Origin of the sequence: Natronoarchaeum sp. GCM10025321 (assembly GCF_042663585.1) — an archaeon.
Taxonomy (GTDB): Archaea; Halobacteriota; Halobacteria; order Halobacteriales; family Natronoarchaeaceae; genus Natranaeroarchaeum.
The window spans coordinates 1,880,327-1,905,777 of the sequence record NZ_JBHTAN010000006.1 but is presented as its reverse complement, the minus strand read 5'-3'; the positions used below and the strand labels follow the sequence as shown (position 1 = coordinate 1,905,777).

Here is a 25,451-nt window from a genome sequence, read left to right as displayed (position 1 = left end):
TTACCGGAGCCGAACGTTCGGAACGTCCGACCGATCGCAGTTCATGGCTCGCCGTGGGTTTTTGATCGTCGACGCCTCACCTACGACCATGCAGGAGTACCAGCGCAAGCAGCTCATCGAGCGCGTCGACCGGGAGGGGTCGACGGTCGGCGCGGAGATCCCGGAGCAGATCTCCGTGCAGGGCGAAGAGATCGACCTCCACGAGTTCGTCTTCGAGATCAAGCGCCGCGACACGTTTCCGGAGAGCGAACGCGAGCGCGTCGACCGGGCGAAAAAGAACCTGCGGCGCGAACGGCTCCAGCGCCGCCAGCGGATCGAGGAGGGCGAGATAACGTTCGAGGAGGGGGAACGAATTGCCCGGAGCATCGTCGGGATCGATCGGGCTCTCAACGCCCTGGAGAGTCTCGAACCCACTGACCTCGAACGCGAGGAGATGGCTCAGGAGGCCGCAGACAAGAAACGCTGGATGTCCTTCCTCAAGCAGGCGCTTGGCCACGAGGATTCGAGTTCGGGACGGCTCGGTAGTACCGGGAGGGGCCGATGACCCCCGACGAGGAGGTCGCCGCCGAGCTAGAGGCCATGGCCGATCTGCTGGAGGCCAAAGACGTCGAGTACAAGCCCCGCGCCTACCGTCGTGCAGCCGAGAACATCCGCGAACATCCTGCGTCCGTGTCGGACCTCGCCAGGGAGGGTGTCGAGGGGCTCGAAGAGATCGACGGCGTCGGCGACGCCATCGGCGCGAAGATCGTCGAGTACACCGAGACGGGGCAGATCGAGGAGCTAGAGGAACTTCGCGGCGAGATGCCCGTCGAGATGGACGCGCTCACGCGGGTCGAGGGCGTCGGTCCAAAGACCGTCGGAACGCTCTACCGCGAACTCGGCGTCCAGACCCTCGCCGACCTGGACCGGGCCGCCCGCGAGGGCAAGATCCAGGCGGTACGCGGCTTCGGCGCGAAGACCGAGCAGAACATTCTGGAGAACATCGAGTTCGCTCGCACCGCCCGCGAGCGTGAACTGCTCGGCGACGGCCGCCCGCTTGCTGACGTGCTCGTCGAGTATCTCGCCGACAGCAAGCCGGTCGACCGCCTGCGAGTTGCCGGGTCGATCCGGCGCTGGCGCGCGACAGTCGGTGACGTGGACGTGCTCGTCGGGGGCGACGACAGCGAGGCGGTTCTCGATGTCTTCACCGACTGGGAGCGCGTCGACTCGGTCATCGAATCGGGCGAGAGCAAGGCGAGTGTCAGAGCGGGCGGCGGCGTCCGCGTCGATCTCCGGGTCGTCGTCGACAGCGAGTTCGGCAGTGCATTGCAGTACTTCACCGGCAGCAAGGATCACAACGTCCACCTGCGCAACTACGCGCTCGACCGGGAGATCAAGCTCAACGAGTACGGCGCGTTCGACGTTTCGGCGGTCGACGACCCCGACCGGGACCAGCGCGTCGGCGAGCGGATCGCCGGAGAGACCGAGGCCAGCATGTACGAGGCGCTGGACCTGCCGACGATACCGCCGGAACTCCGCGAGGACCGCGGCGAGATCGAGGCCGCGGCGGCGGGCGAACTCCCCGACCTCGTGACGGAAGCCGATATCCGCGGCGATATCCACACGCACACCGACTGGTCGGACGGCGGGTTCGCCATCGAGGAGATGGTTGCGGAGGCCGCCGCGTTCGGCCACGACTACCTCGCGGTCACCGATCACGCGAGCGGCCCGGGCATCTTCGGCAACACCGGCCTCGACGACGAGGAACTGATCGAGCAGGTCGACGCGGTACGAGCGGTCGCGGAGGACGCCGATATCGACGTGCTGACCGGCGTGGAGGCGAACATCGACGCCGACGGCGGGCTCTCGGTAGGCGAGGACGCAGTGGACGCGCTCGACGTGATTGTCGCCTCGCCACACAGCGCGCTCGACGCCGACATGGGGCCCGCGACCGAACGGCTCACGACGGCGATGGAACACCCGGCGGTAGACGTGTTGGGCCATCCTCACGGCCGTCTGCTCAATCAGCGCGCAGGCCTCGACCTCGACGTGACGGATCTGGCCGCCGTGGCCGCCGAGCAGGACGTCGCACTCGAAGTCAACAGCAACCCCGCGCGCCTGGATCTGTGGGGCCGCCCCGTTCAGGTCGCCGTAGAGGCCGGCGCACCCATCGCTATCAACACCGACGCTCACGGCCCCGGCGAGTTCGGCAACGTCAGATACGGCGTCCACACCGCTCGCCGTGGCTGGGCCGAGGCGGCGGACGTGCTCAACACGTGGCCGATAGAGGAGCTTCGAAACTTCATTCACTGACTCAGATGGCACGCTTTCTGGTCGACGCGATGTGCGGTCGCCTGCCGCCGTACCTCCGGCTCTGCGGTCACGACGCCGTCTACGCGCCCGACCGGGGGCTCGAAGCGGACGACGCAGTGCTCGCGGCCGCCGACGCGGAGGACAGGATCATCCTGACGCGTGATCAGGCGCTTGCCGACCGCGCCGACGAGGCCGTCCTCTTGACGGTCCGGGACACGGAGGGCCAGCTATCCGAACTGGCCGATGCGGGGATCGATCTCACGCCCGCCGAGACGCCCACCCGGTGTGGCCAGTGTAACGGCCCCCTCGAGGCAGTCGAAACGTTCCGGCCGGACTTCCCGGAGTACGTCCCCGACGAGCTACCGAAACCGGGCGAGAAGGAGACGCTCTGGCGCTGTCGCTCCTGTGGACAGTACTTCTGGAAAGGGAGCCACTGGGAGCGGATGGTAGAAACGCTCGAATCTTAACGGTTCGGCTGCCACTCGTCGCAGGCGTCCATGTCGTCCATGACCTGCTCGTTGTAGCCGCAGTACGGCTGCATGCCGTTCGAGGAGTTGACGTATCGGAAGTGCCTGCAGTTTCCGCAGTACGTGTCGCCGACGTTCTTCGAGGGACTCGACTCCGAGGAGGGAGCGTCGTCGTCGAGCGGCGAACTGATGTCGGAGGCGGCTGCCCCCCCGTCGCTGGCCGTGCCCGAGGAACCGAAGCCGCCGCTGGTATCGTTCGTTTCCCGTGTCGAACTGCTCGTCGACGAGCCGTACGTCCCGGGAGTACGACCCGACTGGTCCGCGCTCTGGCTCTGTTCTGCTCCCCGCGTCACGTTTTTCTGTGGTGTTTCGGACCGGTTCGTCTGCGTCTCGACCTCACCGTCCGGCGTCCCGCCGAGCATGCCGACGCCGCCGAGGCCGCCAGAATCGACCGACGAGCGGTCGACTTCGACGATGCGCGTCTCGCCGCTCTCGGTTCGGACCTCCAGCGAGACGGTGCCGCCGGGGTCGTTGCGCTCTTTGAAGTTTGCGATGCCGACGAACAGACAGCCGAGCGTGATCATGATCCCGAGGAAGTACACGCCCAGCACGTACGGCGTCAGGTTCTGGTTGTAGCCCGCCCAGTCGGTCGGATAGGCGTGCCAGAACAGCGCGACGCCGAGGACGGCGATGCTCGCGCCGATCACCGAGGCGGCGCGGAGTCGATCACTTGCTGGTAGGATCGTCGAAACGCCGAGGAGTATCGCCGGAACGCCGAGGCCGGCCAGTATGCCGCCGATAAGGTTCGGCGTGAACTCCCCCTCGATGCCGAACACAGCGGCGAGGCCGGTCGTCGCGACGAGCATTGCAAGGACGGTCAGCACCGCTCCCGCGAGAAACAGCCCGGTGCCGACGTAGAGCCGCCGGACGTCCCCGACCTCCCCGACGTGGCCTTCGTAAACGTCCGCGAGGCTAGACATGTGCATGGTGTTGTAGCCCCTGCTACATAACAGTACGTCAGACATTCCGTTCTCGGCCGTTCCGGTGCCGTCAAGTATTGGCGTTCGGCGCGGCCGGTGAAAAGAAGGCCATCAAACGATCCAGTGGTAGTGCGGGAGTCGGCGAAACGAAAAACATAATCGCAGGGGCCCAGAACGTCGAGGTATGTCAGACGACGAAACGGAGGATGAAGCACCTGCCGTTGAACTGGGCGACGAGACACCCCTCAAGGGTGCGCCCCTCGCCCGTCCCGCGTCGCGGCTTACCTGGCCGCTCCAGCAGAGCGAGGTCATTCGCCGCGAGGGTGAAACGGAGATCAGAACTCCGGACGGCCCACAGACGCTCGAAACGCTCCTCGGCGACGTCGAGACGACCTACTTCCAGAGCCGACAGGAGTTCCTCGACGACGTCGAGGCCGTCATCGGCGACGGTCCCGTCGCAACCAACTGATACGGTGTGACCGAACTCGCGAGCACAGCCAGACGAACGGTGATGTCGCTCTCCTGGATACAGCGGGCGTTTCTCGCCGCCGGAGGCCTACTTCTACTCTACGAGTACTGGTCGACCGGCGGCCTCTCCGAGCGTGTCGTCCGCGACGTTCTCGTCTTCATCGTCGGCCCCTTGCTGGTGGGTCTTTCACACGGCCGCCGAATCGGCTGGCAGGTCGACCGGACGGCGATCAGAAACACCCTTCTGCTTGCGGCGTTCGTCCTGCCGTTTTACATCGTTGGCTCGACCCTGCCCAGCATCCGCTCGTTCTACCCGATGTGGCACACTACGCTGGCGCTGGGCGAGTTCGTCCCCCACGCCGTCCAGCTATTCTTGCTCGCGCTGGCGACCGAGACCTACTTTCGGGGACTGCTCTGTGTCGGCGTCCGGGAGATCGGATTCAAAGCCGTGTTCATCAGCCCCGTCGTCTACGCCCTGTTGCACGCCGGGAAGCCGCCGGTCGAGTTTCTGCTCTCGGGGCCGACCGACGTGCTCTTCGGTAGCGTCGATTACTACAGCGAGTCGATCCTGCCGTCGGTCGTCGCCCACGGCGCTGGACTGGTGTTGCTCGATTGGCTGGTCCTGCGCGAGCCATTACTGCCTCCGGAACTCGTGCTCCGGGCGCTCAGGTGGCTTCCGGTCCCGCTGTGACTGTCTTGCGCGATACGTACTGTTTTATCCGCGTAGCCAGTAGGAGATGTATGACGCTCCCGTACGATCCACAGCAACTGGACTCCGACGATATCGGCGAGAAACGTGCGACTCTCGAGATGGACCACGAGGAAGCGATCGATCACGTCCGCGAGATCTGTGTGGACGCCGGCTTCGGCGTCCCGGTCGAGTTCTCCCCGTCCGACATGCTCAACGAGAAGGTCGACGCCGACCGCGACCCCTACTACGTCCTCGGAGCCTGCAATCCGGCGATTGCGGACCGCGCGCTCGGCGTCACGAAGTCGATCGGCGGACTCTTCCCCTGCAACATGATCGTCTGGGAGGAGGAACCGGGCACGCAGACCGTCTACCACGTCTCGATCATGCGGATCGCCCGGCTTTCGGGCATGGTGCCGCCCGAGAGCGAGGAGTGGGACAGTATTCTCGACGATACCGGCGAGATGGTCGACGGCGTGTTCGCGAAGATCGAAGCGACCGACTGAGTCTCACTCGAAAGCCACGACGAACTCACCATCATCTAGTAGCCCGGGTAGCTGAGCGACTAGCTCGTCGGGGGCTCTCCCCTCCGGCCCGTCCACGTCGACCCTGGCGGCACCGGTCTCGTCGACGCCGTATACGATGCCACGGAATCCCAGATCGGCGGCCCACTCGTTGCCATCCTCGTCGACCCCGCCGGTCGCTCCGCCGGCGTAGTACAGGTAGACAACGGTCGTCTCGCCGTCCCAATCGAGCGTATTGCGCTCCTCGACGTTGTATGCGAAGCCGATGATGTCGTCCGAACTCCCGCAGAGGGCGTCGTGTCGCACGTACGCCGCCTCGAACGATTCGACGTACTCGAGGACGTCCTCGTCGCTGAACGACGACGGCGCATCGGGGTACGGGATCGTCCCCACTGTCTCTTTCTCCTGCGTCTCGTCGCCGCGCTCGACGGTGATCGTCTCGGAGTCCTGCTCGCACTCCGGTCGGGTCGGTTCGCCGTCGAATCGGTCACGGATCCGGTCCTCGTCGGGCGTCGATTCGTTGCCGTTCTCCTCGTTCCCGTTTTCAGCAGCGGGACTGCGAGCGCCCTCGCCCAGACAGCCAGCGAGCGCGGCGGTCGTGCCGAGCGCGGCCAGTAGAGATCGCCGTCTCATACCCGGCACTTTCCGGGACCGGAATATTATAGATACCGTAGGCTCAAACAGGCGCTTCACTCTCTCGGACGCCTCGACTGTGCCCGCTCAGAAGTCGCTCAACTGCGACTGGATCCCCGCCACCATATCGGATTTCCGACGCAGGGCCCCGATCGAGATCGGCAGTTGTGACTCCAGTCCCTTGATCCCCTCCCGGAACGACTCCGCGGTGGCGTGCTCGCCCGCGAGCGATGGCGGTATCTCCGCACCAGCCACCTCCCGTCCGGCGTCGGGATCGAACGCGTTGCGAACGCTCTCTCGGATCTGCCAGACGCCGACCGGGGCCCAGTACTCGTCGGTGACCTCACGCAGGACGAGACACTTCGCCTGGCGGCCCTCCTCGGCGAGATGTTCGAGGACGCCGAGGCGGGCGGCGTAGTACGCGCCGGCGGTCTCGTCGACGTAGCCCGTCCGGCCCTCGTAGCCCTCCGAGGCGCTGGCGAGCCAGTAGCCGGAGTCGACAGTCGGGTTCCAGACGCTGCCCGGTGCTTTCATCTCGACCAGTTCGTACTCCCACTGGCCGGGCGTGAGGACGATCCAGAAGCGATTGCCCATGAACTCGTTGTACCAGATCTGGGTCTCGTCGATGCTCGTGGCGTTGCGAAGCGTCCCCCGGAGATACTTCCCGATGGTATCGTCGACCGCGGTGATCGACCAGCGCGTCGGGACGAGGCGTCGGTTCTCGCCCTGTCCGAGCGCACCCGCCGAGAGTATCTCGCGGATGTCGTAGACGTCGAAGCCGCGCCGGTAGAGATACGTCATCGCACCCTCGGCCTGCCAGTCGTCGTCTTCGAGGGTCTTCTTGACCGGTCGCGGGACGTAGGGGTTCTCGGTGAGGTCGACGGAGTCGGCGGCGACGTTCGGGCCGGTCGGGGCCGCGATGTCGTCGACATCGACGCCGAGGTCCGGCCGACCGTCGAGGCCGATTTCGACGTCGACCGGACGGTCCGCGATGGCGACCTCGCGCTGTGCTCCGATCATCCCGTCCCAGGCGTCGGCGACCGAGGGGGTCGTCTGCCCGGATCGGCGTCCCGGCGCGTCCACGTCGACGGTCTGCTGGGAGTTCATCAGGCCGGTGCGGCGCTGGAAGACGTCGTCGATGGAGTAGCCCTTCTGGTACCAGCTATCGTCAGTGACGTAGTCGCCCGCGTGTTCCTCGTCGCCGACCGGCGAGAGCACGCCCGTCGAGACGGATGGGTAGTTCGAGTGCCCGACGAACACCGATGGAGACGTGCTGCCGACCATCGTGTCGTCCTGGATGACGTCCTCGAAGCGGTCCTGCACCCGGTCGAGGTACTCCGTGATCTCGTAGGACTTCTCCTCGGCGAGACGGCGACGCTCCGCACGCTCGTCGCGCTCTAGCCCGTCGATAAACTCGTCGAGGCGCATTCGCTCGTAGTTCGTGTGTCCGCGCAAAGAATCTTCGTTTCACGGATCACCTACACCCGCCGTCAACGGCGGGACTCCCTCGCTGATTTGGGTGGCAGCCACCCGCCGGTCCGACCGAGTAGTCACTGGGAATCAGCGGTCGAGAGCGAGGGAGTCGCTCCGTTCCTAGCTGTGGATGCCCATCGCTTCGATCTGCTCTTGATAGCGGTTCCGGATCGTCACTTCGGTCACTTGCGCGACGTCGGCGACTTCTCGCTGGGTCTTCTTTTCGTTACAGAGCAACGAGGCGGCGTAGATGGCCGCGGCGGCGTAGCCGGTCGGCGACTTGCCCGAGAGGAGTCCTTTCTCGGCGGTCGTTTCGATGATTTCGTTTGCTTTCGTCTGTACCTCTTCACTGAGTTCGAGTTCAGAACAGAAGCGGGGAACGTATTTTTTCGGGTCGACGGGTTTCATCTCCAGGCCGAGTTCCTGGGAGATATATCGATATGTTCGGCCGATCTCCTTGCGCTCTACCCGTGAGACCTCCGAGATCTCTTCGAGACTGCGGGGGATGCCTTCCTTCCGGCAGGCGGCATAGAGTGCACTCGTCGCGACGCCCTCGATGGAGCGCCCGCGGATGAGGTCCTCTTTGAGCGCGCGCCTGTAGATGACCGACGCTACCTCGCGTACAGAGCGGGGGACGCCGAGTGCCGAGGCCATGCGGTCGATCTCGCTGAGTGCGAACTGCAGGTTTCGCTCGCCGGCATCCTTGGTTCGGATCCGTTCTTGCCACTTCCGGAGCCGGTGCATCTGGCTCCGTTTCTTCGAGGAGATGGATCGACCGTACGCGTCCTTGTCTTTCCAGTCGATGGTGGTCGTCAGTCCCTTGTCATGCATCGTCTGGGTTGTCGGAGCGCCGACGCGCGACTTCTCTTGGCGCTCCTGATGATTGAACGCCCGCCACTCCGGACCCGGATCGATCTTCTCCTCCTCGACGACGAGACCACAGTCGTTACAGACCAGTTCTCCGCGATCAGAGCTCTTTACGAGGTTGTCAGAGCTACACTCCGGACACTCCCGGACGCCCTCGCTCTCCTCCTCCCCATTCTCCGTCTCTCGTTCGCGCTCCCGCTGGCGGGTGGACCGTGTCATCGCATTTTTATAGTAGTACTACGAACATACTTAAACCCTTGGTGGGGCCCTTGAGGCTATCGGCCAGGTAGTCCCCCGCAGATTCGGCTATCCCGACGCCGTATGGTGAATACCGATAGCAGCTACTGGACCGAAACGGAAACACATATAACTCGAATAGGCTGACCTTGCGTCAATGCCAGTTCACGAGTGTGACGTCGACGAGGCGCGCGAACGGCTTCGAGAGGAGGGTGTCGAAATCGTCGATGGGAACACGGATCACGAGCAGTGGCGGGCCTCGACGGACGGCGCAACGGCAGTCGCCTACGACGAGAAGGTCGTCGTTCAGGGTTCGACCCCCGAAAAGATCGAAGCGATTCTCAGAGACGAGAGCGGTCGCGCGCACGTCTACTTCGATGGGGCCTGTCGGGGGAACCCGGGCCCAGGGTCGGTTGGCTGGGTACTCGTGAATAGCGACGGAATCGTCGCCGATGGGGGCGAGCGGATCGGAGAGACGACGAACAACCGCGCCGAGTACGAGGCGCTGATTCGGGCGCTGGAAGCCGCTGACGAGTTCGGCTTCGACATCATCGACGTCCGCGGCGATTCGGAACTGATCATCAAACAGGTCAAGGGCGAATGGTCCGCAAACAACCCCGAACTCCGCGAACTGCGGGTCACGGCCCGCGAACTGCTCGAGAAGTTCGACTCCTGGTCGCTCGAACACATACCCAGAGAAGTCAATAGCCGGGCGGACAAACTGGCAAACGAGGCGCTGGACGATGCCTGAACTACCCGCTGCTGTCGTCGAAGAAGCCGAACGGCTGACTCGGCTGGCAAGAGAAGCCAGCGTCGAGCGCGAACAGGCGGCGTACCTGTCGCGGCGGGACGACACGCTCGCGAACCACGAGTTCGAGGCCCGCGTCCGGTCGGAGGATACTCGCGACGTACTGGTTCTCTACCCGACAGAGTGGCTGGACGACGATATGATACGGCCGGACCGGATCGAGGACACCGACCGTGCCGTCGAGATTCCCCTCTCCGGGCCCGGTGATCCGGACGACTGGGACGAAGTGCGAGCCCACAACGACCGGATCGTCGAGCGCGTCCGCGAGGAACACGGGGACGTGCACGGGGACAACGCGCGGGCCCTCGCCGATTTCATGCAGAACCACTACGCGCGCCGGGTCGAGGCGGCGACGGCCGCAGAGCTATCGGAGTTTCGGACGGAGTACTATCTACGGAATGCCTGGCCGTCGGAAGAACAGAGAAGGGCCGTAGATCGGTCGATATCGCTCGTCTTCGAGACGACCGAGACGAGAGTACCGGAGTACTAGGCCGATCCGTCGACGATGGTTTGTAGCTTGGCTCCTCGTCCGTCTGTCGCCCCGAGTTTCGAGAGCGACCATTCGAGCTGTTCGAAGATAGCGTCTTCTCCGTCCGACGTAAGCTCGTACTGGTTCGTCCGTTTGTCTAGCTCGCTCTTTTCGACCAGTCCGAGTTCGACGAGTTCGTCGAGGTTCGGGTAGAGTCGTCCGTGGTTGACCTCGTCGTCGTAGTACGACTCGAGTTCGCGCTTGATAGCGAGCCCGTACATCGGCTCCTCGGAGAGTATGATCAGTATATTTCTCTGGAACGCGGTCAAATCGCGCACTGTTCCTACATCGGCAACTGTCTGTGCCTCTGACATGGCTGGACGTGAAAAAGAAGGCTGGATATTTAACACTTCTTAACCATTGTGCGATATTATTAGATTATATCTTCAGAATATTACGTGGCTGTGGCTCTGGCGTCCTCAGTACGCGGAAAGCTGACGGCGGATCACGAGACGACGTTCTCGGTTACTAGCGTCGAGAGGATCCCGAAAGTACTTTTTGGCCGCCGGAGCAGTCTACGGTGTATGACGAATCTCTGGGAAGACCTCGAAACCGGCCCGAACGCGCCGGACGAGATCTACGCAGTCGTCGAGTGTCTCAAAGGCGAGCGCAACAAGTACGAGTACGACAAGTCCGTTCCGGGCGTCGTCCTCGACCGTGTGCTTCACAGCAACGTTCATTACCCGAGCGATTACGGCTTTCTGCCCCGCTCGTACTACGACGACGAGGACCCGTTCGACGTGCTTGTCCTCGTCGAGGACCAGACGTTCCCCGGGTGTGTGATCGAGGCCCGACCGGTCGCCATGATGAAGATGGACGATGACGGCGAGCAGGACGACAAAGTGATCGCCGTGCCGACGGAAGACCCCCGCTACGACCACATCGAGGATCTGCAGGATCTGCCCGATCAGTTGCTCGACGAGATCGACGAGTTCTTTTCCACCTACAAGAACCTCGAAGCCGGCAAGGAAGTCGAGACGCTGGGCTGGGAGGACAAAGCGGCCGCCAAAGAGGCCATCGAGCACGCGATGGATCTGTACGACGAGAACTTCGACAGCCCTCGTAACTGACTGCGGTTCTTTTCACCTCTTTTCGTCCCGACAGTGCTGGCCGATACTCCGGAGTTATTCTCCGCTCCGGACCCATTCGTTATGAGCATGAGTAATTTTTTACCGATAGAGCGGGTAGTCTCAGGTGATGGCTACCAGTAATTCCGCTCCTGCCGACGTCGACGAAGGGATCAACGGTGACTCGTCGTCCGAGCGGAGTCGCCCGGAGATGTCCTTCGGAATCGACCATCTGACGGTTGTCCCGGAGAACTTCGATCCGGAAACCGGCCGAGTCGAGCAGTGATTGGTTCCCGGAGCATCCGGACCGACCGAGACGACCGCAAGGATTGACGCGATCCGTGACGAGCGGTTGCACTGACAGTGAAAAGAACCTTCTTGTAGCAGTCCAATCTAACCTATCGTATGGGTCTATTCGATCGGCTACGCGGTGACGACGTGCCGCGGGTCGCGTTTTTCGGCATCGACGGCGTGCCGTACAGTTTACTCGCGGACCGCTACGACGAGTTCGAGAACTTGGCAGCGATCGCAGAGGAAGGCGCTGGTGGACCGATCGACAGCATCGTCCCGCCCGAATCGAGCGCCTGCTGGCCGAGTCTGACGACCGGGAAGAACCCCGGACAGACCGGCGTCTACGGCTTTCAGGACCGCGAGATCGGTAGTTACGACACCTACGTCCCGATGGGGCGTGACGTCCAGGCCGAGCGCGTGTGGGACGTCGCCCAGGAGAACGACCGGAAGGCGACGGTGATGAACGTTCCCGTCACCTTTCCTCCCCAGCGGAACGTCCAGCGGATGGTCTCGGGCTTTCTCTCACCGAGCATCGACAAGGCCGCGTATCCGGAGGAACTCGCGACCTATCTCGACGGGATCGACTATAGGATCGACGCGAACGCAAAACTCGGCCACAGCGAGGACAAAGAGGAGTTCATCGAGAACGCCAACGAAACCCTCGACCGTCGGTTCGAGGCGTTCTCACACTACATCGAAGAGGACGACTGGGACCTGTTTTTCGGCGTCTTCATGACGACCGATCGGGTCAATCACTTCCTGTTCGAGGACTACGAACGCGACGGCGAGTACAAAGAGGAGTTCCTCGACTTCTACCGCAAACTCGACGACTACCTCGGCCAGTTACGTGAGATGCTCGCCGACGACGTCACGATGGCCGTCGCCAGCGATCACGGCTTCACGACACTGGACTACGAGGTCCACCTCAACGCCTGGCTCCAGCAGGAGGGCTGGCTCTCCTTCGAGGACGACGACCACGACGAACTGGGCGACATCGCGGACGACACCACCGCCTACTCGCTGATCCCCGGTCGGTTCTACATCAATCTGGAGGATCGGGAGCCACGCGGGAGCGTCCCCGAAGCGGAGTACGAGGAGGTCCGACAGGAACTCAAAGCTGAGCTCGAAGGGCTCGAAGGCCCGGACGGCGAACCGGTTGCAAAACGCGTCGTCGAGAAAGAGGACGCGTTCCGGGGCGACCACGACGACATCGCGCCGGACCTGGTCGTGATTCCGAACGACGGCTACGACCTGAAATCGGGGTTCAAAGGACACGGCGACGTGTTCGGAACGGGGCCACGAAACGGGATGCACACGTTCCAGAACGCCTGTCTGTTCATCGACCACCAGGACGCAGAGATCAAGGACGCCGACCTGCTCGATATCACGCCGACACTCCTCGAACTGCTCGATATCGACTTCGACCGTCCTGACTACGACGGCGCGAGCCTCGTGTAGGAGCAGGTATCGGTTTTGCGGTCGGCCTGACGCTCAGAACAGGTCTTCCAGTTCGTCGTTCTGGAACTGATCGCCGGGAGCTCCCGGCCGCTCCGTTTCGCCGCTGTTCGCCTCTTTTGCGCGCTGCATGAACTCCTCCATTCGCTCGGAGCGCTCGACGCCGGACAGCAAGACGAGCGCTGCAAGCCGGTCCGACTCCAGCGGGAAGTCCCCGCCCCGGACCTGCAAACTCCCGGTCTCGTCCTCGACCATTCGCCGCGCCCGTTCGACGCCCTTCCGGGGGAGCGCCTCCGGCTTGCCGGCGACGACCAGGAGTGCGGCGTCCGCCGTCCGCGCATCGGGAAGGCTCGTCCCGGTAAACAGCGCCTGTCGGGCGGTGCTCATCGCCGTGTTAATGTTGTCGGCGCTGTCCTCGCTTGCGGCCGCACTCGCGTAGCCGAGCGCCGAGATTTCGCCCTCCCGGAACGTGTTGATGACCTCGCTGGAGTCGACGACGCTTTCGCCGACTCCATCGACTGCCTCGCCCGACGCCAGCAAGAGGCCGACGCGCTGTGCGATGGCGTCGTTGATGGCGTCGAAGGCGTCGCCGACGCTGTCGCCCGAGCCGTGCCATGCGTCGTTGTCGACCAGCAGCGTCGACTCCGCCTCCCGGACGAGCGTCTTGAGCGACCGACCGGCGTTGGCCTGATAGAGCGCTCCTTCGTCGCGCCCCGGCAGAACGCCGAGGGCATAGACGGGGACCGAGTAGATCCGGCTGAGTTCCCGCGCGAGCACCGGCGCACCGCCGCTCCCGGTCCCGCCACCGAGCCCGGCGACGACGAAGATACCCTCCGCCTCTGCGGTAATCCGGCCGTCGAGTTTGCCCATCACCTCGCCGACGTCCTCCTGCATGATCTCCGCACCGAGTTCGTTGTCGCCCCCGACGCCGTGTCCGTTTACCCGTGCCTGCCCGACCAGACACGTATCGATCGAGAGCGACTGTAGATCGGCTTTCGCACTGTTGACGGCGAGCGCGCCGCGAACTGCGCCAAAGCCCATTCGTTCGTCGAACTCGGCCAGCGCCTGGGTAACTTTGCCCCCGGCCTGTCCGACCCCGACTAGTACGACCTTCATGACATCAGGGTGTTACTGGACCGGTATCAACCTTCCCCCGCTCCGGATACCGCCGCTGTCCGCGACATCGCTTGCCACAGATTTATACCGCAACGGGCGGCCAACACCGCCGTGACCGACATCGACACCGTCGACGAGCGGCTTCGCGCCGTCGAGCGAGCGATTTCGGACGGCGACGCCGACGTCGAACTGACCGACCCGACGGGCGAACTGGGGGAGCGAATCGAAGCACTCGAAGCCGAGGTCGCAGACCTCGACGCTGCCGTACAGGCCATCAGAGGCTATGTCGGCCACGTCCGGTCGGTCGACGAGTCAGTCGAGCGCGAGGCCGACACGGCGCTCGCCGCCGTCGACGACCTCCGGGACCGAGTTGACCGGCTGGAAGGTGGCAACCGCACCGGAAGCGACCGCTCGCACTCTTCCGAACCCTCGCAGCCAACTGATCCCTCGCAGTCGGCTGACCCCGCCCCTGCAGAGCGACTGTCGGAGGGCCCGGATGAGACCGAACGCGGCGTTGCAGACGGGCCGGGTGCTGCCGACCGCGGTGCTACTGCTCCCGATGCCGATGGCCTCGATGCTGCTGATCCCCCCGCCGAGACGCCCTCCGACCGATCCGAGACGCCGCCCCGCCGGGACGTAGCTGATCGTTCGGAGCCGTCCGGATCACGCGGCGCGCCGACCCGTTCACGCCGGCCTGCCGCGGCGGACGGCGGGGCTATCGACCAGCGACGCCCAGCGCCGGCATCGTCAGGGCGGGGCTCTCCAGCACACTGTCCGTACTGCCAGCATCCACGACAGCCCCCGAAGCGACGCCCGAGAGGCCCAGGGTCGACTCCGGAGCGGGGACCGGAACAGAAACGGGAACGAATTTCCAGCGGGACCGAGGGTAGCGGAGCGTCGGAGAGTACGACCGATCCGGTCGAGGATGTCGACGAAGACGGACTCGTCGACCGACTCCGGGACAGGCTCTGACGATGGGGTCTGACGTCGAAACGACCGTCTCCGCGTTGCTCGACCGAGTGCGTCGGAAGCGGAACGAGGATGGGGAGTCCGCCTGTGGCTGTTGCCCCTCGTTCGAGGCCGACCGACTCGTCCTCGATGCCGCGGATTGCCCGGACGAGGGCCGACTCGCCGGGAGCGAGGCGTGTCGGGCAACGGCAGTCGACGCCCTCACCGACCGTGATGTCGAGACCGTGCTGGCGCGCTCGGACGGCGTCGACCGGATCTACGACGGGCGTGCCGCCGCACTGCTCGTCGCCGCCGGTCGGTTCGTCGAGCGAGTCGCGGTCCACGATGCCGCACTGGCAGATACCGGCCGGTCCGATCCGATCCGGGCGTGCCGGGCGGCGATGGCGAGAACACCCCCCGTCTCGCAGATCGCGGCCGAGACCGGTCTCGCGGCGGTCGTCGAGTCGGTCGAGGGCTACGAGGACGCACTCAGGCCACACCTTCGATCCGTGGTTGCCCGGGCCCGCGTCGAGGCGCGACCGCCGCCGGGCATGGCCCTCGCCGAGACGCGCTCGCTCGGGACCGAGAGCAGGGCCCGCATCTACCGGGACCGGGCGACGGGTAATCGTCGGTATCATCTGGTACCTGCGGCGACGGAGCTCTCGCCTGCCCGGAAGCGGTGCCTCGCCGAGGCCTACGATCGGCTGGCCGCGGGTGCCATCGAGGGCGGTGATCGCGCACCCGGGCGGGCCGTTCGAGCAGTGAGCGAGAGCGACGACGATATCGCGCTCCTCTCGCAAATCCTGACCAAACACACCCGCGAGTTCGGCGTCGTCACCGATCTGCTCTCGGATCCGGCCGTCTCGGACGTGTTCGTGACGACGCCGGTCGAGTCGACGCCGATCAGGGTGCTGTACGATGGAGAGCGACTGGCGACGAACGTTCGGCTTACCGAGGACGGCGCGGCCGCCTTCGCCTCGCGCTTCCGCCGAGCCAGTGGTCGCGCCTTCTCTCGGGCGAGTCCGACGCTTGCGGCCACGGTGTCCGCCGGCGAGTCCGCAGGCTCGGTTCGTGTCGCGGGCGTCACGGACCCAGTCAGCGACGGAACTGGCTTCGTCTTCCGGGATCATGGCGACGAGGCGCTAACGCTCCCAGCGCTCGTCCGAAACGGGACGATGCCGGCCGATGCGGCCGCGTTGCTCTCGGTCGCCGTCCGTCGTTCGGCGGCCGGACTGATCGCCGGAACCCGCGGTGCTGGCAAGACGACCACGCTCGGCGCACTCCTCTGGGAACTCCCGGCTGGGACCCGAACCGTCGTCATCGAAGACACGCCAGAGCTACCGGTCGAGCAGTTACAGGAGACGGGTCGTGACGTCCAGGCGCTCGAAACCGCCGTCGACGTCGAGAACGGTCCCGGAATCTCGCCGAGCGAAGCGTTACGAACCGCGTTACGGCTCGGCGAAGGAGCGCTCGTCCTCGGCGAAGTCCGGGGCGAGGAAGCACGCGTGCTCTACGAGGCGATGCGAGTGGGCGCAAGCGGGAGCGCGGTGCTCGGAACCATCCACGGCGACGACGGCGAGTCGGTCCGCGAACGGGTCGTCTCCGACCTCGACGTCCCGGAGTCTTCGTTCGCCGTCACAGAGTTCATCGTCACGCTCGAACCGTATCAGGGACCGGATGGGCGGGCGCGTCGCGTTCGCTCCATCGAGGAGTTGCTCGTCACCGATGACGGCGTGGCGTTCGCGCCGCTGTACGAACTCGATGCAGGAACGCTGGAACCGACGGGACGGATCCAGAGAGGCGAGAGCCGACTGGTTGACAGTCTCGCCCGCTCGGACGAGTCATACGCGAATATCCGGACGCTCCTCGATCACTGGGAGACTGTCCTTCGAACGCTCGCCGAGGGCAACCGGACCCGCCCGCAGGACGTCGTCGACGCATACGCCCGTCAATCGCCATCGCCCGGCCGTGGTGACGGATGATGTGGGTCACGCTCGTGCAGGCGCTCGCACGGCTGTATCCCCCCTCTGTCAGCGCCGGCGAGGAACTGCGACGCTCGCTGTCGTTTCTGGGCGATCCCGTCGCGCCGGAGACCGTCGTCCGGGCGGGCTACGGTGGTGCACTGCTCGTCGCCTGTCTCCTGACGCCGGTCGGCGCGGCTCTTACGGGGCTTCCCGTACCGGTGGTAGTGCTGGTCGCTCTGACGGCGGCGCTCGGAGTCGCACATCTCGTCCACGAGGGGCCGACGCTGTTGGCGGCCGCCCGCCGCTCGCTCGCACTCGGTGCCGCGCCGGGCATCGTCGCCCGTGCGGTGCTCCGGATGCGGATCACGCCGACCACTGAATCCGCGGCGACGTTTGCGGCGTCGACCGGCGAGGGGCCACTGGCCGACAGCCTCGCGGAACACGTCCGGCGGGCACGAGGCCATCCCGGTTCGGGCTTCGAGTCGTTCGCCGCCGAGTGGGACGACTGGTTTCCCGAACTCGGTCGAGCGGTGACGCTCGTCGCCACGGCGGCGGACGCCCCGCCGGGCGAGCGGCCCCGTTCGCTTGACCGATCGCTCAGGACGGTGCTCGACGGGACACGTGATCGGATGGCTGCGTTCGCAAACGAGATCCAGGGCCCGGCGACCGGACTGTACGCCTTCGGCGTCCTGTTGCCACTCGCACTGATTGCGGTCCTCCCAGCGGCGGCAACGGCCGGTGTCCCCGTCACGGCGACGATGCTCGTAGTCGTCTACTGGCTGGTCCTGCCCGGCGTCGTCCTGCTCGGTTCGGTCTGGCTACTGTTGCGGCGACCCGTCGCGTTTCCACCCCCAGTAGTCGATCGGTCACATCCGGAGGTCGACGGCGAGTGGTGGCTACCCGTGCTGGCGGCTCTCGGAGCCGGTCTCGCCGTCGGCTTCGTCGGTTCCATCCTGCTCCCGCCGTGGTCGGTCCCGCTCGCCGCCGTCGTCACCGGTATCGGCTCCGGACTGGTCGCGTGGTTCCGGCCGGTCGTTCGTGTCCGGAACCACGCTCGGGCGGTGGAGTCGGGCCTCGTCGACGCCCTGTACCTCGTCGGGCGCGAAGTCGGAACAGGGAGCGCAGTGGAGACGGCCATCGCTCGCGCCGGAGAGACGTTGGACGACGAGACCGGTGCGGTGCTCGCGGACGCAGTACGCCGACAGCGCCAGCTCCGCATCGACGTCCGGACGGCCTTTCTCGGCGAGCAGGGCGCTGTCGCCGACGTGCCGAGCCCCAGAGTACAGAGCACGGCAACACTCCTCGCGCTCGCGGCGCGGGAAGGGCGTCCCGCGGGCGGCGCTATCGTCTCGATGGCGTCACATCTGGAGGAGCTCCAGTCGGTCGAGAGCGAGGCGAAACGACAACTGGGCCGGATCACCGGGACGCTCCGAAGCACGGCGACCATCTTCGGCCCGCTCGTCGCGGGCGTCACCGTCTCGCTCGCTGGCGAGATGGGCGGACTCGGCGCGACGAATAGCCAGAGCGCCGCCGTTCCCGTCGCGGTGCTGGGTCCGATCGTCGGTACGTACGTGATCGTCCTGACGACGATTCTGACGGCGCTCGCTGTCGGGCTGGAGAACGGCCTCGACCGTCCTCTGGTCGGCTATCGCGTCGGTGGCGCCCTGCTCTGTTCGGTCTGGGTGTTTCTCGCGGCGTACGTCGCCGGCGGCCTGTTCGTCTGAGCGGTCCGCGGGTTTATCTACGAAGCCGCGGCGATGGCAGGCCATGATCGAACTGGCCGGCGACCTCTGGACCGCGGGAGCGCTCCCCGCGACGGCACTGATCGGACTAGCAGCACAGTCGCGTGGACGCACAACCCACGACGCGAGCGGGCTAGCAGCGGCAGTCGACGTCATCAGTGAGAGTCCGCAGGTCTCGACGGGGACGTACCCGGTGTCCGCGGATGCGATCCGGATCGAACCCGACCGGATAGCAAGCAGACGGGCAGCGACTGTGACCTGCGAGCAGGTTTCGGCCGAGATGACGCCCGTCCGTGACGGGACACTGCTCTGGGAGCTACTACAGGGTGCACGCCCGGACCACCTGTTCGACACGGCCTCGGCGTTCGAGGCGAGCGTCGAAGCGGCCCAGGATCGGACAGCCGAGTGGCAGATGGATGTCGACGAAGTACGCGTCAGACCGGTCCGATGGCAGGGTATCGAGGTGACACTGGTGGGGACCTGAGCGTCCCGAGAGACAACGGCTATGTGCGCCCGGCCGTACCGATCCGATATGTTGCAGGACCAGCGCGTAGACGTCGAGGGGCTCTCTGTCGAGGGGCTTCGGGCGGAGTACGACGAGGAACTTCGAGCCGTCATCGAGAGCGTGGGACGCGACACAGTCGTTGCGGAGACCGAGGTCGACCCCGATACGGTGGCGGCGCTCGCTGATGGAGAGTCCACGTCGATCGCACTTCCCGACGCCGCCGCGATACTCGCACTCGGCGAGGCGTATCCTGACGCGGAGACCATCGAGACGATGGCGTGTGAACATCTGTTGCTCGGGATGTCGATGGCCGTCCTCGACGTGGATTCGCTCGCGGGTGAACTGTCGCTCGACCTCTCCGCAAAAGAGATCCAGCAGAAACTGGAACGACGCGCGCCGATGACGCTTGACGAGTTCGTCGCGATCGAGTACGTCATCGCGGATCGACAGGTCTGAGAACCAGCACTCGCACCAAAACGTGGGATTAACACGTCGTAGCCCGAAGCACCCGTATGCGCGTTGCGATTCTCGGATGTGGTTACGTCGGGATCGAACTCGGTCGACAGCTTTCGACGTCGGGCCACGAGCCGTTCGGCGTCAGGCGCTCGGACGAGGGGATCGATGCCATCGAAGCGGCAGGCTTCGAGGCGGTCCGGGCGGACGTGACCAGCCCTGATGAACTGGCGACCGTGCCGGACGTCGATGCGCTCGTCTTCGCCGCGAGTTCGGGCGGACGCGGTGCCGACGCCGCCCGCGACATCTACGTCGATGGGCTCCGGACTGCGATCGAGACATTCGGTGAGCGCGACCGATCGCCGGAACAGCTCGTTTACACGTCGAGTACCGGCGTGTACGGCGACCACGACGGCGACTGGGTCGACGAGACGACGCCGCTCGATCCGACGACCGAAAAGACCGAAGTGCTTGCGGAGGCCGAAAGGATCGCGACAGAGGTCGCCCGAGAGTACGGAATCGACGGGACTGTTGCCCGGTTCGCCGGGCTCTACGGACCGGACCGGTACCGACTGCAACGATATCTCAACGGTCCCGTTACCGAAGGGTATCTGAACATGGTACACCGGGACGATGCCGCGGGTGCCGTGGCATACCTGCTGGAGACCCGGCCGGCGGCGGACACGTTCGTCGTGGTTGACGACGAACCGGTCTCGAAGTGGGAGTTCGCGGACTGGCTGGCGGCGGAGTGCGGGGTCGACGCCCCGCCGAAACGGACGAAAGCGGAGCGACTCGACGATCCGGGGCTCTCCGAGGCCGCACGGCGACGCATCCTGACGAGCAAGCGCTGCTCGAACGACCGACTCCGCTCGTCGGGCTACGAGTTCGCGTACCCGACCTATCGGGAGGGGTATCGGGCCGCAATCGAGGCGTATCGGGCCGACTGACTCTCCTCGGTAGCGTCGCCAAGATACTTGCTCGAAGCGGATCGTACATATACCCTTGGGCGAACTTTCATGCCCGGTCGGGGTCTCACAACGACTATGCGGTACGCCATGGTCCGTCGTGGCGTCGTTGACGACGCGCTCCGTGCCGTCGACGTTGACACGACGCTCCTGCTCGGCGGTGCCGTCGTAGTGACGCTTTTAGGTCTGACATGGCTGCTGATCCGCTGGTTTCGACGCTCGCCCGGCTACCGCTTCCAGCGCATGCTCGGGGGATACGACAGCGTCGACGTGTTGATGCACCCGAACCCGGATCCCGACGCGATGTCCTCCGCGCTGGCGGTCTCCTTTCTCGCAGACACCGTCGATACCGACACACGACTCCTGTTTTCGGGCCAGATCAGACATCAGGAGAACCGGGCGTTTCGCACTGTTCTCGACGTCGATCTGACGCGGATCGAGTCCGCCGAGGAGATAGAGAGTGAGGGACTCGTCCTCGTCGATCACAACCGCCCACGGGGTTTTTCCGGGGCAGAAGGGCTCTCTCCGGATGCATTGATCGATCATCACCCCGGCGGCGGTGAAGCCGAGTCGTTCACTGATGCGAGGACGAACTACGGTGCCTGTGCGACGATTATGGCGGAGTACATACGTGGGATCGGTGCCCAACCCGATGAGGACGACGACGAGGTCGACCTCCCCGTCCCCTGGGAGGTCTCGACGGGACTGCTGTACGGCATCCAATCGGATACGGACCACCTTACGAAAGGCTGTACACCGTCGGAGTTCGAGGCAGCGGGCTACCTGTTCCCGGGAATCGACGAGGACGCGCTCGACCGGATCGCGAACCCGGAGGTGAGCGCGGAGACCCTCGAGATCAAAGCGCGGGCGATCCGCGAGCGGACAGTGAGGGGGTCGTTTGCGGTCGCGGACGTGGGCAACGTCTCAAATATCGATGCCATCCCCCAGGCCGCTGACGAACTGCTCACGCTGGAGGGGGTGACGGCGGTCGTCGTCTACGGCAACCGTGATGGAGAACTCACACTTTCGGGGCGTTCGCGCGACGACCGGGTCCACATGGGCGATGTCCTCTCCGCGGTCACGTCGGACATTCCCATGGCGAGCGCCGGGGGGCACGCACGCATGGGCGGCGGCCAGATATCGATCGCACATATGGAAGGCATCGGGCCGTCCGAAGGGATCTCGGAGGAGCAGTTCACCGATCGCCTGTTCAGTGCGATGTCGGGCGACATCTAGTGTACTTTTCGGGCCCAGGCCCCAACGTTGGGTATGGCAACGAGCACAGGAACGTGGTCGTACCGCGACCGGTTTCACGAGTCGTTCGGCCGGACGTATTTCCGGCGGTTCGGCGACGGGCTAGTCTCTTCGATCGGGATCGGAACCTATCTCGGTGACCCGACTGACGACGTCGACGAGCGCTATTACGAGGCGATCCGGACGGCGCTGGAGGGGGGGATCAACGTCGTCGACACCTCGATCAACTACCGCTGCCAGCGCAGCGAACGGGTCGTCGGAGACGCACTGGCTGACGCTGACGTGGACCGCGAGGCGGTCGTCGTCGCGACAAAGGGCGGGTTCGTCCCGTTCGACGGTGACCGACCCGACGACCCGGGCCAGTACGTCCTCGAGGAGTACGTCGACAGTGGACTCGTCCCGCGGGACTCGCTCGTCGGCGGGCAACACTCCATCCATTCCGACTTCCTCGACCACCAACTCGACCGGTCTCTGGAGAATCTGGGGCTCGATACGATCGATCTGTACTACGTCCACAACCCCGAGACACAGCTAGCCGAGCACTCGCAGTCAGCGGTGTACGACCAGCTAGAGGCCGCCTTCGAGCGTCTCGAAGAGCGTGCGGCGGCCGGCGATATCCGTCGGTACGGCGTCGCCTCGTGGGAGTGTTTCCGGGTTCCGCCGGACCACGAGCGCTATCTGTCCCTGTCGGAAGTGATCTCGCGGGCCCGGTCGGCGGCCGAGACGGTGGGCAACACGGCGACGCATCTCCGGGCGATCCAGTTGCCGTTCAACGTGGTGATGGCTGACGCGTTCAGCGTCGAGGCGCACGACTCGCCGGACGGCCGACAGAGCGCGCTCTGGTTCGCCAAGGAGGCTGGACTGGACGTCTTCACCAGCGCGAGCATCGCACAGGGAGAGCTAGCTGATAGTCTCCCGGAGGATATCGCGGCCCGTCTCGATGGCGACACGACGGTACAGCGAGCGATCAACTTCGCCCGAAGCGCTCCCGGCGTGACGTGCTCGCTCGTCGGCGCGAGTTCGCCAGCACACGTCGAGGAGAACCTCGCGGCCGGAAGCTACGATCCGCTCGGTGCCGACGCGTTCGACGCCGTCTTCGAGTAACTCAGCGGATCTCCTTCCAGCGGCCATCACAGTCCGGACAGACGCGAACGGAGCCGATCTCGTCGGGATCGTTCTCCGTCTTCAACTTCTCTTCGCAGTCACCGCAGACGACCCGCTCGTACGTGTCCTTCTCCAGACTCCCGTCACGTAACGCTTTGCGGACCGATTTCATACTCCCAACAGATGTAACCAACCTGCAAAAAGACCGGGGGTTGGTGTCACAAAACCGTCCTGACCGGCCTGTCCGGAAACGACGGCCGGAAACGCCGAGGTTTTGAAGCCACAGACCAACTAGGGTTTGATGGAATACGTGCAGGAGCGGATTGCAACGGTGCACGACTTCACCGGTCCCAGACCGACGGCTCCGACGGATAGCAGTGCTGTAGTCGTTCCCATGACCCATCGTGAGTACGGAGCACCCGCCGCCGAACACATTCTCTCGACGCTCGCAACCGTCGGCCCCGACCGTGTCGTCGTTCCGCTCAGATCGCCCCCCGAGCGTGTCGAGCAGTTCCGATCCTGGCTCGACGGGTTCGACCTCGACGGGTTCGACCTCGACGTTCGACTCCTCTGGTGCAACAGTCCTCCCGTCGAATCACTACTCGCCCGGAACGGCATCCCGACCGACCGAGGGAAGGGTCGGGACGTCTGGCTCGCGCTGGGCGTAGCGGCCGCCAACCACGAGTACGTGGCGGTCCACGACGCCGATGCGACGACCTACTCGGACGCACACGTCCCCCGCCTCCTCGCGCCGCTTGCCCAGGGCTACTCGTTCTCGAAGGGCTACTACGCCAGAATCGAGGATGAGCGCCTGTACGGCCGGCTGTTCCGCCTGTTCGTCGCGCCGCTGGTCCGCGCGCTCAGTGATCGACAGCAAGCGCCAGTGTTGCGATATCTCGACGCCTTCAGATACGCACTCGCCGGCGAGTTCGCGATGACCGCGGAGTTCGCCCAATCGATCCGGGCACAGCCGAGTTGGGGGCTGGAAATCGGGACGCTCGGCGAGGCGTTCGACCACTCCGGCTTCGACGGGACGGCCCAGGTCGATCTCGGCTACCACGAACACGACCACCGAGCAGTCGGCGGCAACACCGGTCTCGCCGACATGGCCGAACACGTCGGAGCCGCCCTGTTTCGGGTCCTCGCCGACCACGACATCGACGTCGCGTACGAATCCCTGCCCACAGCGTACCGGACGGCAGCAAACCGGCTGGTCGACCAGTACGCCCTCGATGCCTCGCTCAACAACTTAGAGTTCGATGCCGAGGCCGAGCGCGAACAGATCGAAGCCTACGCCGGAGCCGTGGGGCCGCCGGATGTCGACGGTCGCCTTCCCGCCTGGAACGACGCGCCGATCTCGCCAGCAGATGTCGAACGGGCAGGGCGAAGAGCGCTCGATCGGCCCGCCGTCCCGTCCGGCGAGGAATGAGATCCGAGAAGACAGGGAAACGACTAATGGCCCGCGCGACGGGCCATCGACTATGACTGCAACGCTCGACGACCTCGCAGGCGTCGTCGACCTGTTCGATGGCCTGACGCGGGCCGAACTGGCACAGGCGCTCGTCGAGCTCGGCGCTCGGCGGGGAGACACACCCGACGAGGAGGCGATCGATGCGACGATTCAGGAGGCCGTCGACGCGTACTATCTCGTGCGGTACGAGGGAACCGACGAAGAGCGTCTCGTGACCGGGCCGGCCGCGTTCCCGACGCTTCCCGACCACGCCGAGGACCTGCCACACATCATGGAGGTTCCCGACCGGTCACTGGACCGTGACGATCTGGGCGATATCGTCGCCGATCGTCTCCAATCGGACGCCGACGCGGCCATCGACGCCGGGGACACCGACCGGGTCGAGAGCCTGATCGACGTCAGTTACGACGTCGAGGCGTGGGCTCCAGTCGATCTCGGCGGCGTCCGCGACCGACTCGACGAGCACGCCACGACGACTGCGGAGTAGCCACTGGCGGACGGGGACAGGACGGATTCTGAAACGCTATACATCCGGAGTCCGTATCGAACGGTAGCGACCGATCGATGCAACTGGATCTGGACCGCGTCGCGGCGTACGAACCGTGTGCGATCACCGACGAGCCCCACGATGCGGCAGTGCTCGTGCCGGTGATCGAGCGCGACGGTGAGAGCTATCTCCTGTTTACGAAACGCGCCGACCACCTCGGGGAGCATCCGGGCCAGATGAGCTTTCCCGGTGGCGGCCGCGAGCCAGAGGACGCCGATAGCCGCGAGACGGCGCTTCGGGAGGCGAACGAAGAGATCGCACTCGACCCGGCCGACGCCAGTATCGTCGGGCGACTCGACGACATCCGGACGATCACTGAGTACGCGGTCACCCCCGTCGTCGCACGCGTCCCGGATCGCCAGTACGTTCCCAACGAGTCGGAAGTCGCCGAGATCATCGTCGTGTCGGTCTCCGCACTGCTCGCCTCGGAGAACTACGAAAGCGAGTTCCGCGATCACCCACATTACGGGGAGATCGTGATCCACTACTTCCACGTCGACGGCTACACGATCTGGGGGGCGACCGGCCGGATCGTCGTCGACTTCCTGGAGCGAACGACTAACTGGCGCGCTCCCGAGCGGATCGACCGCGATCTGGCCTGAC

The 25,451-nt window shown here is 65.1% G+C and carries 29 protein-coding genes; 22 read left to right on the top strand and 7 right to left on the bottom strand.

Features of this window, described 5'->3' with window-relative positions:
* The first annotated feature begins 88 nt into the window (after positions 1–88).
* The 3 genes from ACFQL3_RS12585 to ACFQL3_RS12575 are packed head-to-tail and all read left to right on the top strand — an operon-like array spanning position 89 to position 2,759.
* Positions 89–544: a DUF5788 family protein gene (locus ACFQL3_RS12585; protein ID WP_377054797.1), complete on the top strand. Its 456-nt coding sequence runs from the start codon at positions 89–91 to the stop codon at positions 542–544.
* Positions 541–2,292 carry a DNA polymerase/3'-5' exonuclease PolX gene (polX, locus tag ACFQL3_RS12580; protein ID WP_377054795.1) on the top strand — a complete coding sequence of 584 codons (1,752 nt, stop codon included), beginning with the start codon at positions 541–543 and terminating at the stop codon, positions 2,290–2,292. Before ACFQL3_RS12585 ends, polX begins: the two co-directional genes overlap by 4 nt.
* 5 nt (positions 2,293–2,297) lie before the next feature.
* Entirely contained in the window at positions 2,298–2,759 is a 462-nt protein-coding gene (locus ACFQL3_RS12575; protein ID WP_377054793.1) for a Mut7-C RNAse domain-containing protein, read from the top strand.
* On the opposite strand, the gene ACFQL3_RS12570 is transcribed toward ACFQL3_RS12575, so the two are convergent.
* A complete protein-coding gene (locus tag ACFQL3_RS12570; protein WP_377054791.1) occupies positions 2,756–3,739 on the bottom strand; it encodes a DUF7139 domain-containing protein in 984 nt (327 codons plus the stop codon). The two genes, ACFQL3_RS12575 and ACFQL3_RS12570, sit on opposite strands and share 4 nt — an antisense overlap.
* 184 nt (positions 3,740–3,923) lie before the next feature.
* Here ACFQL3_RS12570 and ACFQL3_RS12565 point away from each other — a divergent pair, with 184 nt between their 5' ends.
* Genes ACFQL3_RS12565 through ACFQL3_RS12555 form a run of 3 tightly spaced genes read left to right on the top strand, consistent with a single transcriptional unit; the run spans position 3,924 to position 5,401 of the window.
* A complete protein-coding gene (locus ACFQL3_RS12565) occupies positions 3,924–4,208 on the top strand; it encodes a DUF5789 family protein (RefSeq protein ID WP_377054789.1) in 285 nt (94 codons plus the stop codon).
* Between the two features lie 42 nt (positions 4,209–4,250).
* On the top strand, positions 4,251–4,898 hold the full coding sequence (locus tag ACFQL3_RS12560; protein WP_377054787.1) for a CPBP family intramembrane glutamic endopeptidase: 648 nt from the start codon (positions 4,251–4,253) through the stop codon (positions 4,896–4,898).
* Positions 4,899–4,948: 50 nt separating this feature from the next.
* Complete coding sequence (locus ACFQL3_RS12555) at positions 4,949–5,401, top strand: DUF302 domain-containing protein (RefSeq protein WP_377054785.1); 453 nt, start codon at positions 4,949–4,951, stop codon at positions 5,399–5,401.
* 3 nt (positions 5,402–5,404) lie between these two features.
* Here the strand turns inward: ACFQL3_RS12555 and ACFQL3_RS12550 are convergent, their stop codons facing one another.
* From ACFQL3_RS12550 to ACFQL3_RS12540, 3 genes are all read right to left on the bottom strand, one after another.
* Complete coding sequence (locus ACFQL3_RS12550) at positions 5,405–6,052, bottom strand: hypothetical protein (RefSeq protein WP_377054783.1); 648 nt, start codon at positions 6,050–6,052, stop codon at positions 5,405–5,407.
* A gap of 87 nt (positions 6,053–6,139) precedes the next feature.
* On the bottom strand, positions 6,140–7,480 hold the full coding sequence (nreA, locus tag ACFQL3_RS12545) for a DNA repair protein NreA (protein ID WP_377054781.1): 1,341 nt from the start codon (positions 7,478–7,480) through the stop codon (positions 6,140–6,142).
* A gap of 165 nt (positions 7,481–7,645) precedes the next feature.
* Complete coding sequence (locus ACFQL3_RS12540; RefSeq protein ID WP_377054779.1) at positions 7,646–8,611, bottom strand: transcription initiation factor IIB; 966 nt, start codon at positions 8,609–8,611, stop codon at positions 7,646–7,648.
* Positions 8,612–8,786: 175 nt separating this feature from the next.
* Here ACFQL3_RS12540 and rnhA point away from each other — a divergent pair, with 175 nt between their 5' ends.
* Positions 8,787–9,380 (top strand): ribonuclease HI, encoded by a 594-nt coding sequence (gene rnhA, locus ACFQL3_RS12535; protein ID WP_377054777.1) that lies wholly within the window; start codon positions 8,787–8,789, stop codon positions 9,378–9,380.
* Positions 9,373–9,927, top strand: coding sequence for a DUF7108 family protein (locus ACFQL3_RS12530; RefSeq protein ID WP_377054775.1), 555 nt, complete (start codon positions 9,373–9,375; stop codon positions 9,925–9,927). Before rnhA ends, ACFQL3_RS12530 begins: the two co-directional genes overlap by 8 nt.
* Here ACFQL3_RS12530 and ACFQL3_RS12525 read toward each other — a convergent pair.
* Positions 9,924–10,280 carry a PadR family transcriptional regulator gene (locus tag ACFQL3_RS12525; protein ID WP_377054771.1) on the bottom strand — a complete coding sequence of 119 codons (357 nt, stop codon included), beginning with the start codon at positions 10,278–10,280 and terminating at the stop codon, positions 9,924–9,926. The genes ACFQL3_RS12530 and ACFQL3_RS12525 overlap by 4 nt on opposite strands.
* A 210-nt stretch (positions 10,281–10,490) precedes the next feature.
* On the opposite strand from ACFQL3_RS12525, the gene ACFQL3_RS12520 reads away from it, so the two are divergent.
* The 3 genes from ACFQL3_RS12520 (at position 10,491) to ACFQL3_RS12510 (ending at position 12,782) form a co-directional block, all read left to right on the top strand.
* Positions 10,491–11,036, top strand: a complete 546-nt coding sequence (locus tag ACFQL3_RS12520; RefSeq protein ID WP_377054769.1) for an inorganic diphosphatase — start codon at positions 10,491–10,493, stop codon at positions 11,034–11,036.
* A gap of 127 nt (positions 11,037–11,163) precedes the next feature.
* The gene (locus ACFQL3_RS12515; protein WP_377054767.1) at positions 11,164–11,319 is read left to right on the top strand and encodes a hypothetical protein; all 156 of its coding nucleotides are present in this window, start codon (positions 11,164–11,166) and stop codon (positions 11,317–11,319) included.
* 119 nt (positions 11,320–11,438) lie between these two features.
* Positions 11,439–12,782: an alkaline phosphatase family protein gene (locus ACFQL3_RS12510; protein WP_377054765.1), complete on the top strand. Its 1,344-nt coding sequence runs from the start codon at positions 11,439–11,441 to the stop codon at positions 12,780–12,782.
* 33 nt (positions 12,783–12,815) lie between these two features.
* Here ACFQL3_RS12510 and ACFQL3_RS12505 read toward each other — a convergent pair whose 3' ends face one another.
* The gene (locus tag ACFQL3_RS12505) at positions 12,816–13,895 is read right to left on the bottom strand and encodes a tubulin/FtsZ family protein (RefSeq protein WP_377054763.1); all 1,080 of its coding nucleotides are present in this window, start codon (positions 13,893–13,895) and stop codon (positions 12,816–12,818) included.
* Between the two features lie 111 nt (positions 13,896–14,006).
* Here ACFQL3_RS12505 and ACFQL3_RS12500 point away from each other — a divergent pair, with 111 nt between their 5' ends.
* From ACFQL3_RS12500 to ACFQL3_RS12465, 8 genes are all read left to right on the top strand, one after another.
* Positions 14,007–14,867 (top strand): DUF7310 family coiled-coil domain-containing protein, encoded by an 861-nt coding sequence (locus ACFQL3_RS12500; RefSeq protein WP_377054761.1) that lies wholly within the window; start codon positions 14,007–14,009, stop codon positions 14,865–14,867.
* Between the two features lie 2 nt (positions 14,868–14,869).
* A complete protein-coding gene (locus ACFQL3_RS12495; protein ID WP_377054759.1) occupies positions 14,870–16,825 on the top strand; it encodes an ATPase, T2SS/T4P/T4SS family in 1,956 nt (651 codons plus the stop codon).
* The gene (locus tag ACFQL3_RS12490; protein WP_377054757.1) at positions 16,822–18,531 is read left to right on the top strand and encodes a type II secretion system protein; all 1,710 of its coding nucleotides are present in this window, start codon (positions 16,822–16,824) and stop codon (positions 18,529–18,531) included. The genes ACFQL3_RS12495 and ACFQL3_RS12490 overlap by 4 nt, the downstream gene beginning before the upstream one ends.
* A 43-nt stretch (positions 18,532–18,574) precedes the next feature.
* Positions 18,575–19,033: a DUF7283 family protein gene (locus ACFQL3_RS12485; RefSeq protein ID WP_377054755.1), complete on the top strand. Its 459-nt coding sequence runs from the start codon at positions 18,575–18,577 to the stop codon at positions 19,031–19,033.
* Positions 19,034–19,081: 48 nt separating this feature from the next.
* Positions 19,082–19,510 carry a DUF5791 family protein gene (locus tag ACFQL3_RS12480; protein ID WP_377054753.1) on the top strand — a complete coding sequence of 143 codons (429 nt, stop codon included), beginning with the start codon at positions 19,082–19,084 and terminating at the stop codon, positions 19,508–19,510.
* 56 nt (positions 19,511–19,566) lie between these two features.
* Entirely contained in the window at positions 19,567–20,454 is an 888-nt protein-coding gene (locus ACFQL3_RS12475) for an SDR family oxidoreductase (protein ID WP_377054751.1), read from the top strand.
* A 96-nt stretch (positions 20,455–20,550) separates the two neighbouring features.
* Positions 20,551–21,708, top strand: coding sequence for a DHH family phosphoesterase (locus ACFQL3_RS12470; protein ID WP_377054749.1), 1,158 nt, complete (start codon positions 20,551–20,553; stop codon positions 21,706–21,708).
* A gap of 33 nt (positions 21,709–21,741) precedes the next feature.
* The gene (locus ACFQL3_RS12465) at positions 21,742–22,830 is read left to right on the top strand and encodes an aldo/keto reductase (RefSeq protein WP_377054747.1); all 1,089 of its coding nucleotides are present in this window, start codon (positions 21,742–21,744) and stop codon (positions 22,828–22,830) included.
* A 1-nt stretch (position 22,831) separates the two neighbouring features.
* On the opposite strand, the gene ACFQL3_RS12460 is transcribed toward ACFQL3_RS12465, so the two are convergent.
* Entirely contained in the window at positions 22,832–23,002 is a 171-nt protein-coding gene (locus tag ACFQL3_RS12460; RefSeq protein WP_377054745.1) for an HVO_0758 family zinc finger protein, read from the bottom strand.
* 129 nt (positions 23,003–23,131) lie between these two features.
* Between ACFQL3_RS12460 and ACFQL3_RS12455 the strand changes: the two genes are divergently transcribed.
* The 3 genes from ACFQL3_RS12455 (at position 23,132) to ACFQL3_RS12445 (ending at position 25,450) form a co-directional block, all read left to right on the top strand.
* Entirely contained in the window at positions 23,132–24,259 is a 1,128-nt protein-coding gene (locus tag ACFQL3_RS12455) for a glycosyl transferase family 2 (protein WP_377054743.1), read from the top strand.
* 52 nt (positions 24,260–24,311) lie between these two features.
* Positions 24,312–24,788, top strand: a complete 477-nt coding sequence (locus ACFQL3_RS12450) for a DUF7109 family protein (protein WP_377054741.1) — start codon at positions 24,312–24,314, stop codon at positions 24,786–24,788.
* Between the two features lie 77 nt (positions 24,789–24,865).
* Positions 24,866–25,450, top strand: coding sequence for an NUDIX hydrolase (locus ACFQL3_RS12445; RefSeq protein WP_377054739.1), 585 nt, complete (start codon positions 24,866–24,868; stop codon positions 25,448–25,450).
* The last annotated feature ends 1 nt before the right edge of the window (position 25,451 follow it).

Bases quoted from the DNA above. Each gene is read 5' to 3' on its own strand.
- ACFQL3_RS12585 (WP_377054797.1), top strand. From the start codon at position 89: ATGCAGGAGTACCAGCGCAAGCAGCTCATCGAGCGCGTCGACCGGGAG.
- polX (WP_377054795.1), top strand. From the start codon at position 541: ATGACCCCCGACGAGGAGGTCGCCGCCGAGCTAGAGGCCATGGCCGAT.
- ACFQL3_RS12575 (WP_377054793.1), top strand. From the start codon at position 2,298: ATGGCACGCTTTCTGGTCGACGCGATGTGCGGTCGCCTGCCGCCGTAC.
- ACFQL3_RS12570 (WP_377054791.1), bottom strand. From the start codon at position 3,739: ATGTCTAGCCTCGCGGACGTTTACGAAGGCCACGTCGGGGAGGTCGGG.
- ACFQL3_RS12565 (WP_377054789.1), top strand. From the start codon at position 3,924: ATGTCAGACGACGAAACGGAGGATGAAGCACCTGCCGTTGAACTGGGC.
- ACFQL3_RS12560 (WP_377054787.1), top strand. From the start codon at position 4,251: ATGTCGCTCTCCTGGATACAGCGGGCGTTTCTCGCCGCCGGAGGCCTA.
- ACFQL3_RS12555 (WP_377054785.1), top strand. From the start codon at position 4,949: ATGACGCTCCCGTACGATCCACAGCAACTGGACTCCGACGATATCGGC.
- ACFQL3_RS12550 (WP_377054783.1), bottom strand. From the start codon at position 6,052: ATGAGACGGCGATCTCTACTGGCCGCGCTCGGCACGACCGCCGCGCTC.
- nreA (WP_377054781.1), bottom strand. From the start codon at position 7,480: ATGCGCCTCGACGAGTTTATCGACGGGCTAGAGCGCGACGAGCGTGCG.
- ACFQL3_RS12540 (WP_377054779.1), bottom strand. From the start codon at position 8,611: ATGACACGGTCCACCCGCCAGCGGGAGCGCGAACGAGAGACGGAGAAT.
- rnhA (WP_377054777.1), top strand. From the start codon at position 8,787: ATGCCAGTTCACGAGTGTGACGTCGACGAGGCGCGCGAACGGCTTCGA.
- ACFQL3_RS12530 (WP_377054775.1), top strand. From the start codon at position 9,373: ATGCCTGAACTACCCGCTGCTGTCGTCGAAGAAGCCGAACGGCTGACT.
- ACFQL3_RS12525 (WP_377054771.1), bottom strand. From the start codon at position 10,280: ATGTCAGAGGCACAGACAGTTGCCGATGTAGGAACAGTGCGCGATTTG.
- ACFQL3_RS12520 (WP_377054769.1), top strand. From the start codon at position 10,491: ATGACGAATCTCTGGGAAGACCTCGAAACCGGCCCGAACGCGCCGGAC.
- ACFQL3_RS12515 (WP_377054767.1), top strand. From the start codon at position 11,164: ATGGCTACCAGTAATTCCGCTCCTGCCGACGTCGACGAAGGGATCAAC.
- ACFQL3_RS12510 (WP_377054765.1), top strand. From the start codon at position 11,439: ATGGGTCTATTCGATCGGCTACGCGGTGACGACGTGCCGCGGGTCGCG.
- ACFQL3_RS12505 (WP_377054763.1), bottom strand. From the start codon at position 13,895: ATGAAGGTCGTACTAGTCGGGGTCGGACAGGCCGGGGGCAAAGTTACC.
- ACFQL3_RS12495 (WP_377054759.1), top strand. From the start codon at position 14,870: ATGGGGTCTGACGTCGAAACGACCGTCTCCGCGTTGCTCGACCGAGTG.
- ACFQL3_RS12490 (WP_377054757.1), top strand. From the start codon at position 16,822: ATGATGTGGGTCACGCTCGTGCAGGCGCTCGCACGGCTGTATCCCCCC.
- ACFQL3_RS12485 (WP_377054755.1), top strand. From the start codon at position 18,575: ATGATCGAACTGGCCGGCGACCTCTGGACCGCGGGAGCGCTCCCCGCG.
- ACFQL3_RS12480 (WP_377054753.1), top strand. From the start codon at position 19,082: ATGTTGCAGGACCAGCGCGTAGACGTCGAGGGGCTCTCTGTCGAGGGG.
- ACFQL3_RS12475 (WP_377054751.1), top strand. From the start codon at position 19,567: ATGCGCGTTGCGATTCTCGGATGTGGTTACGTCGGGATCGAACTCGGT.
- ACFQL3_RS12470 (WP_377054749.1), top strand. From the start codon at position 20,551: ATGCGGTACGCCATGGTCCGTCGTGGCGTCGTTGACGACGCGCTCCGT.
- ACFQL3_RS12465 (WP_377054747.1), top strand. From the start codon at position 21,742: ATGGCAACGAGCACAGGAACGTGGTCGTACCGCGACCGGTTTCACGAG.
- ACFQL3_RS12460 (WP_377054745.1), bottom strand. From the start codon at position 23,002: ATGAAATCGGTCCGCAAAGCGTTACGTGACGGGAGTCTGGAGAAGGAC.
- ACFQL3_RS12455 (WP_377054743.1), top strand. From the start codon at position 23,132: ATGGAATACGTGCAGGAGCGGATTGCAACGGTGCACGACTTCACCGGT.
- ACFQL3_RS12450 (WP_377054741.1), top strand. From the start codon at position 24,312: ATGACTGCAACGCTCGACGACCTCGCAGGCGTCGTCGACCTGTTCGAT.
- ACFQL3_RS12445 (WP_377054739.1), top strand. From the start codon at position 24,866: ATGCAACTGGATCTGGACCGCGTCGCGGCGTACGAACCGTGTGCGATC.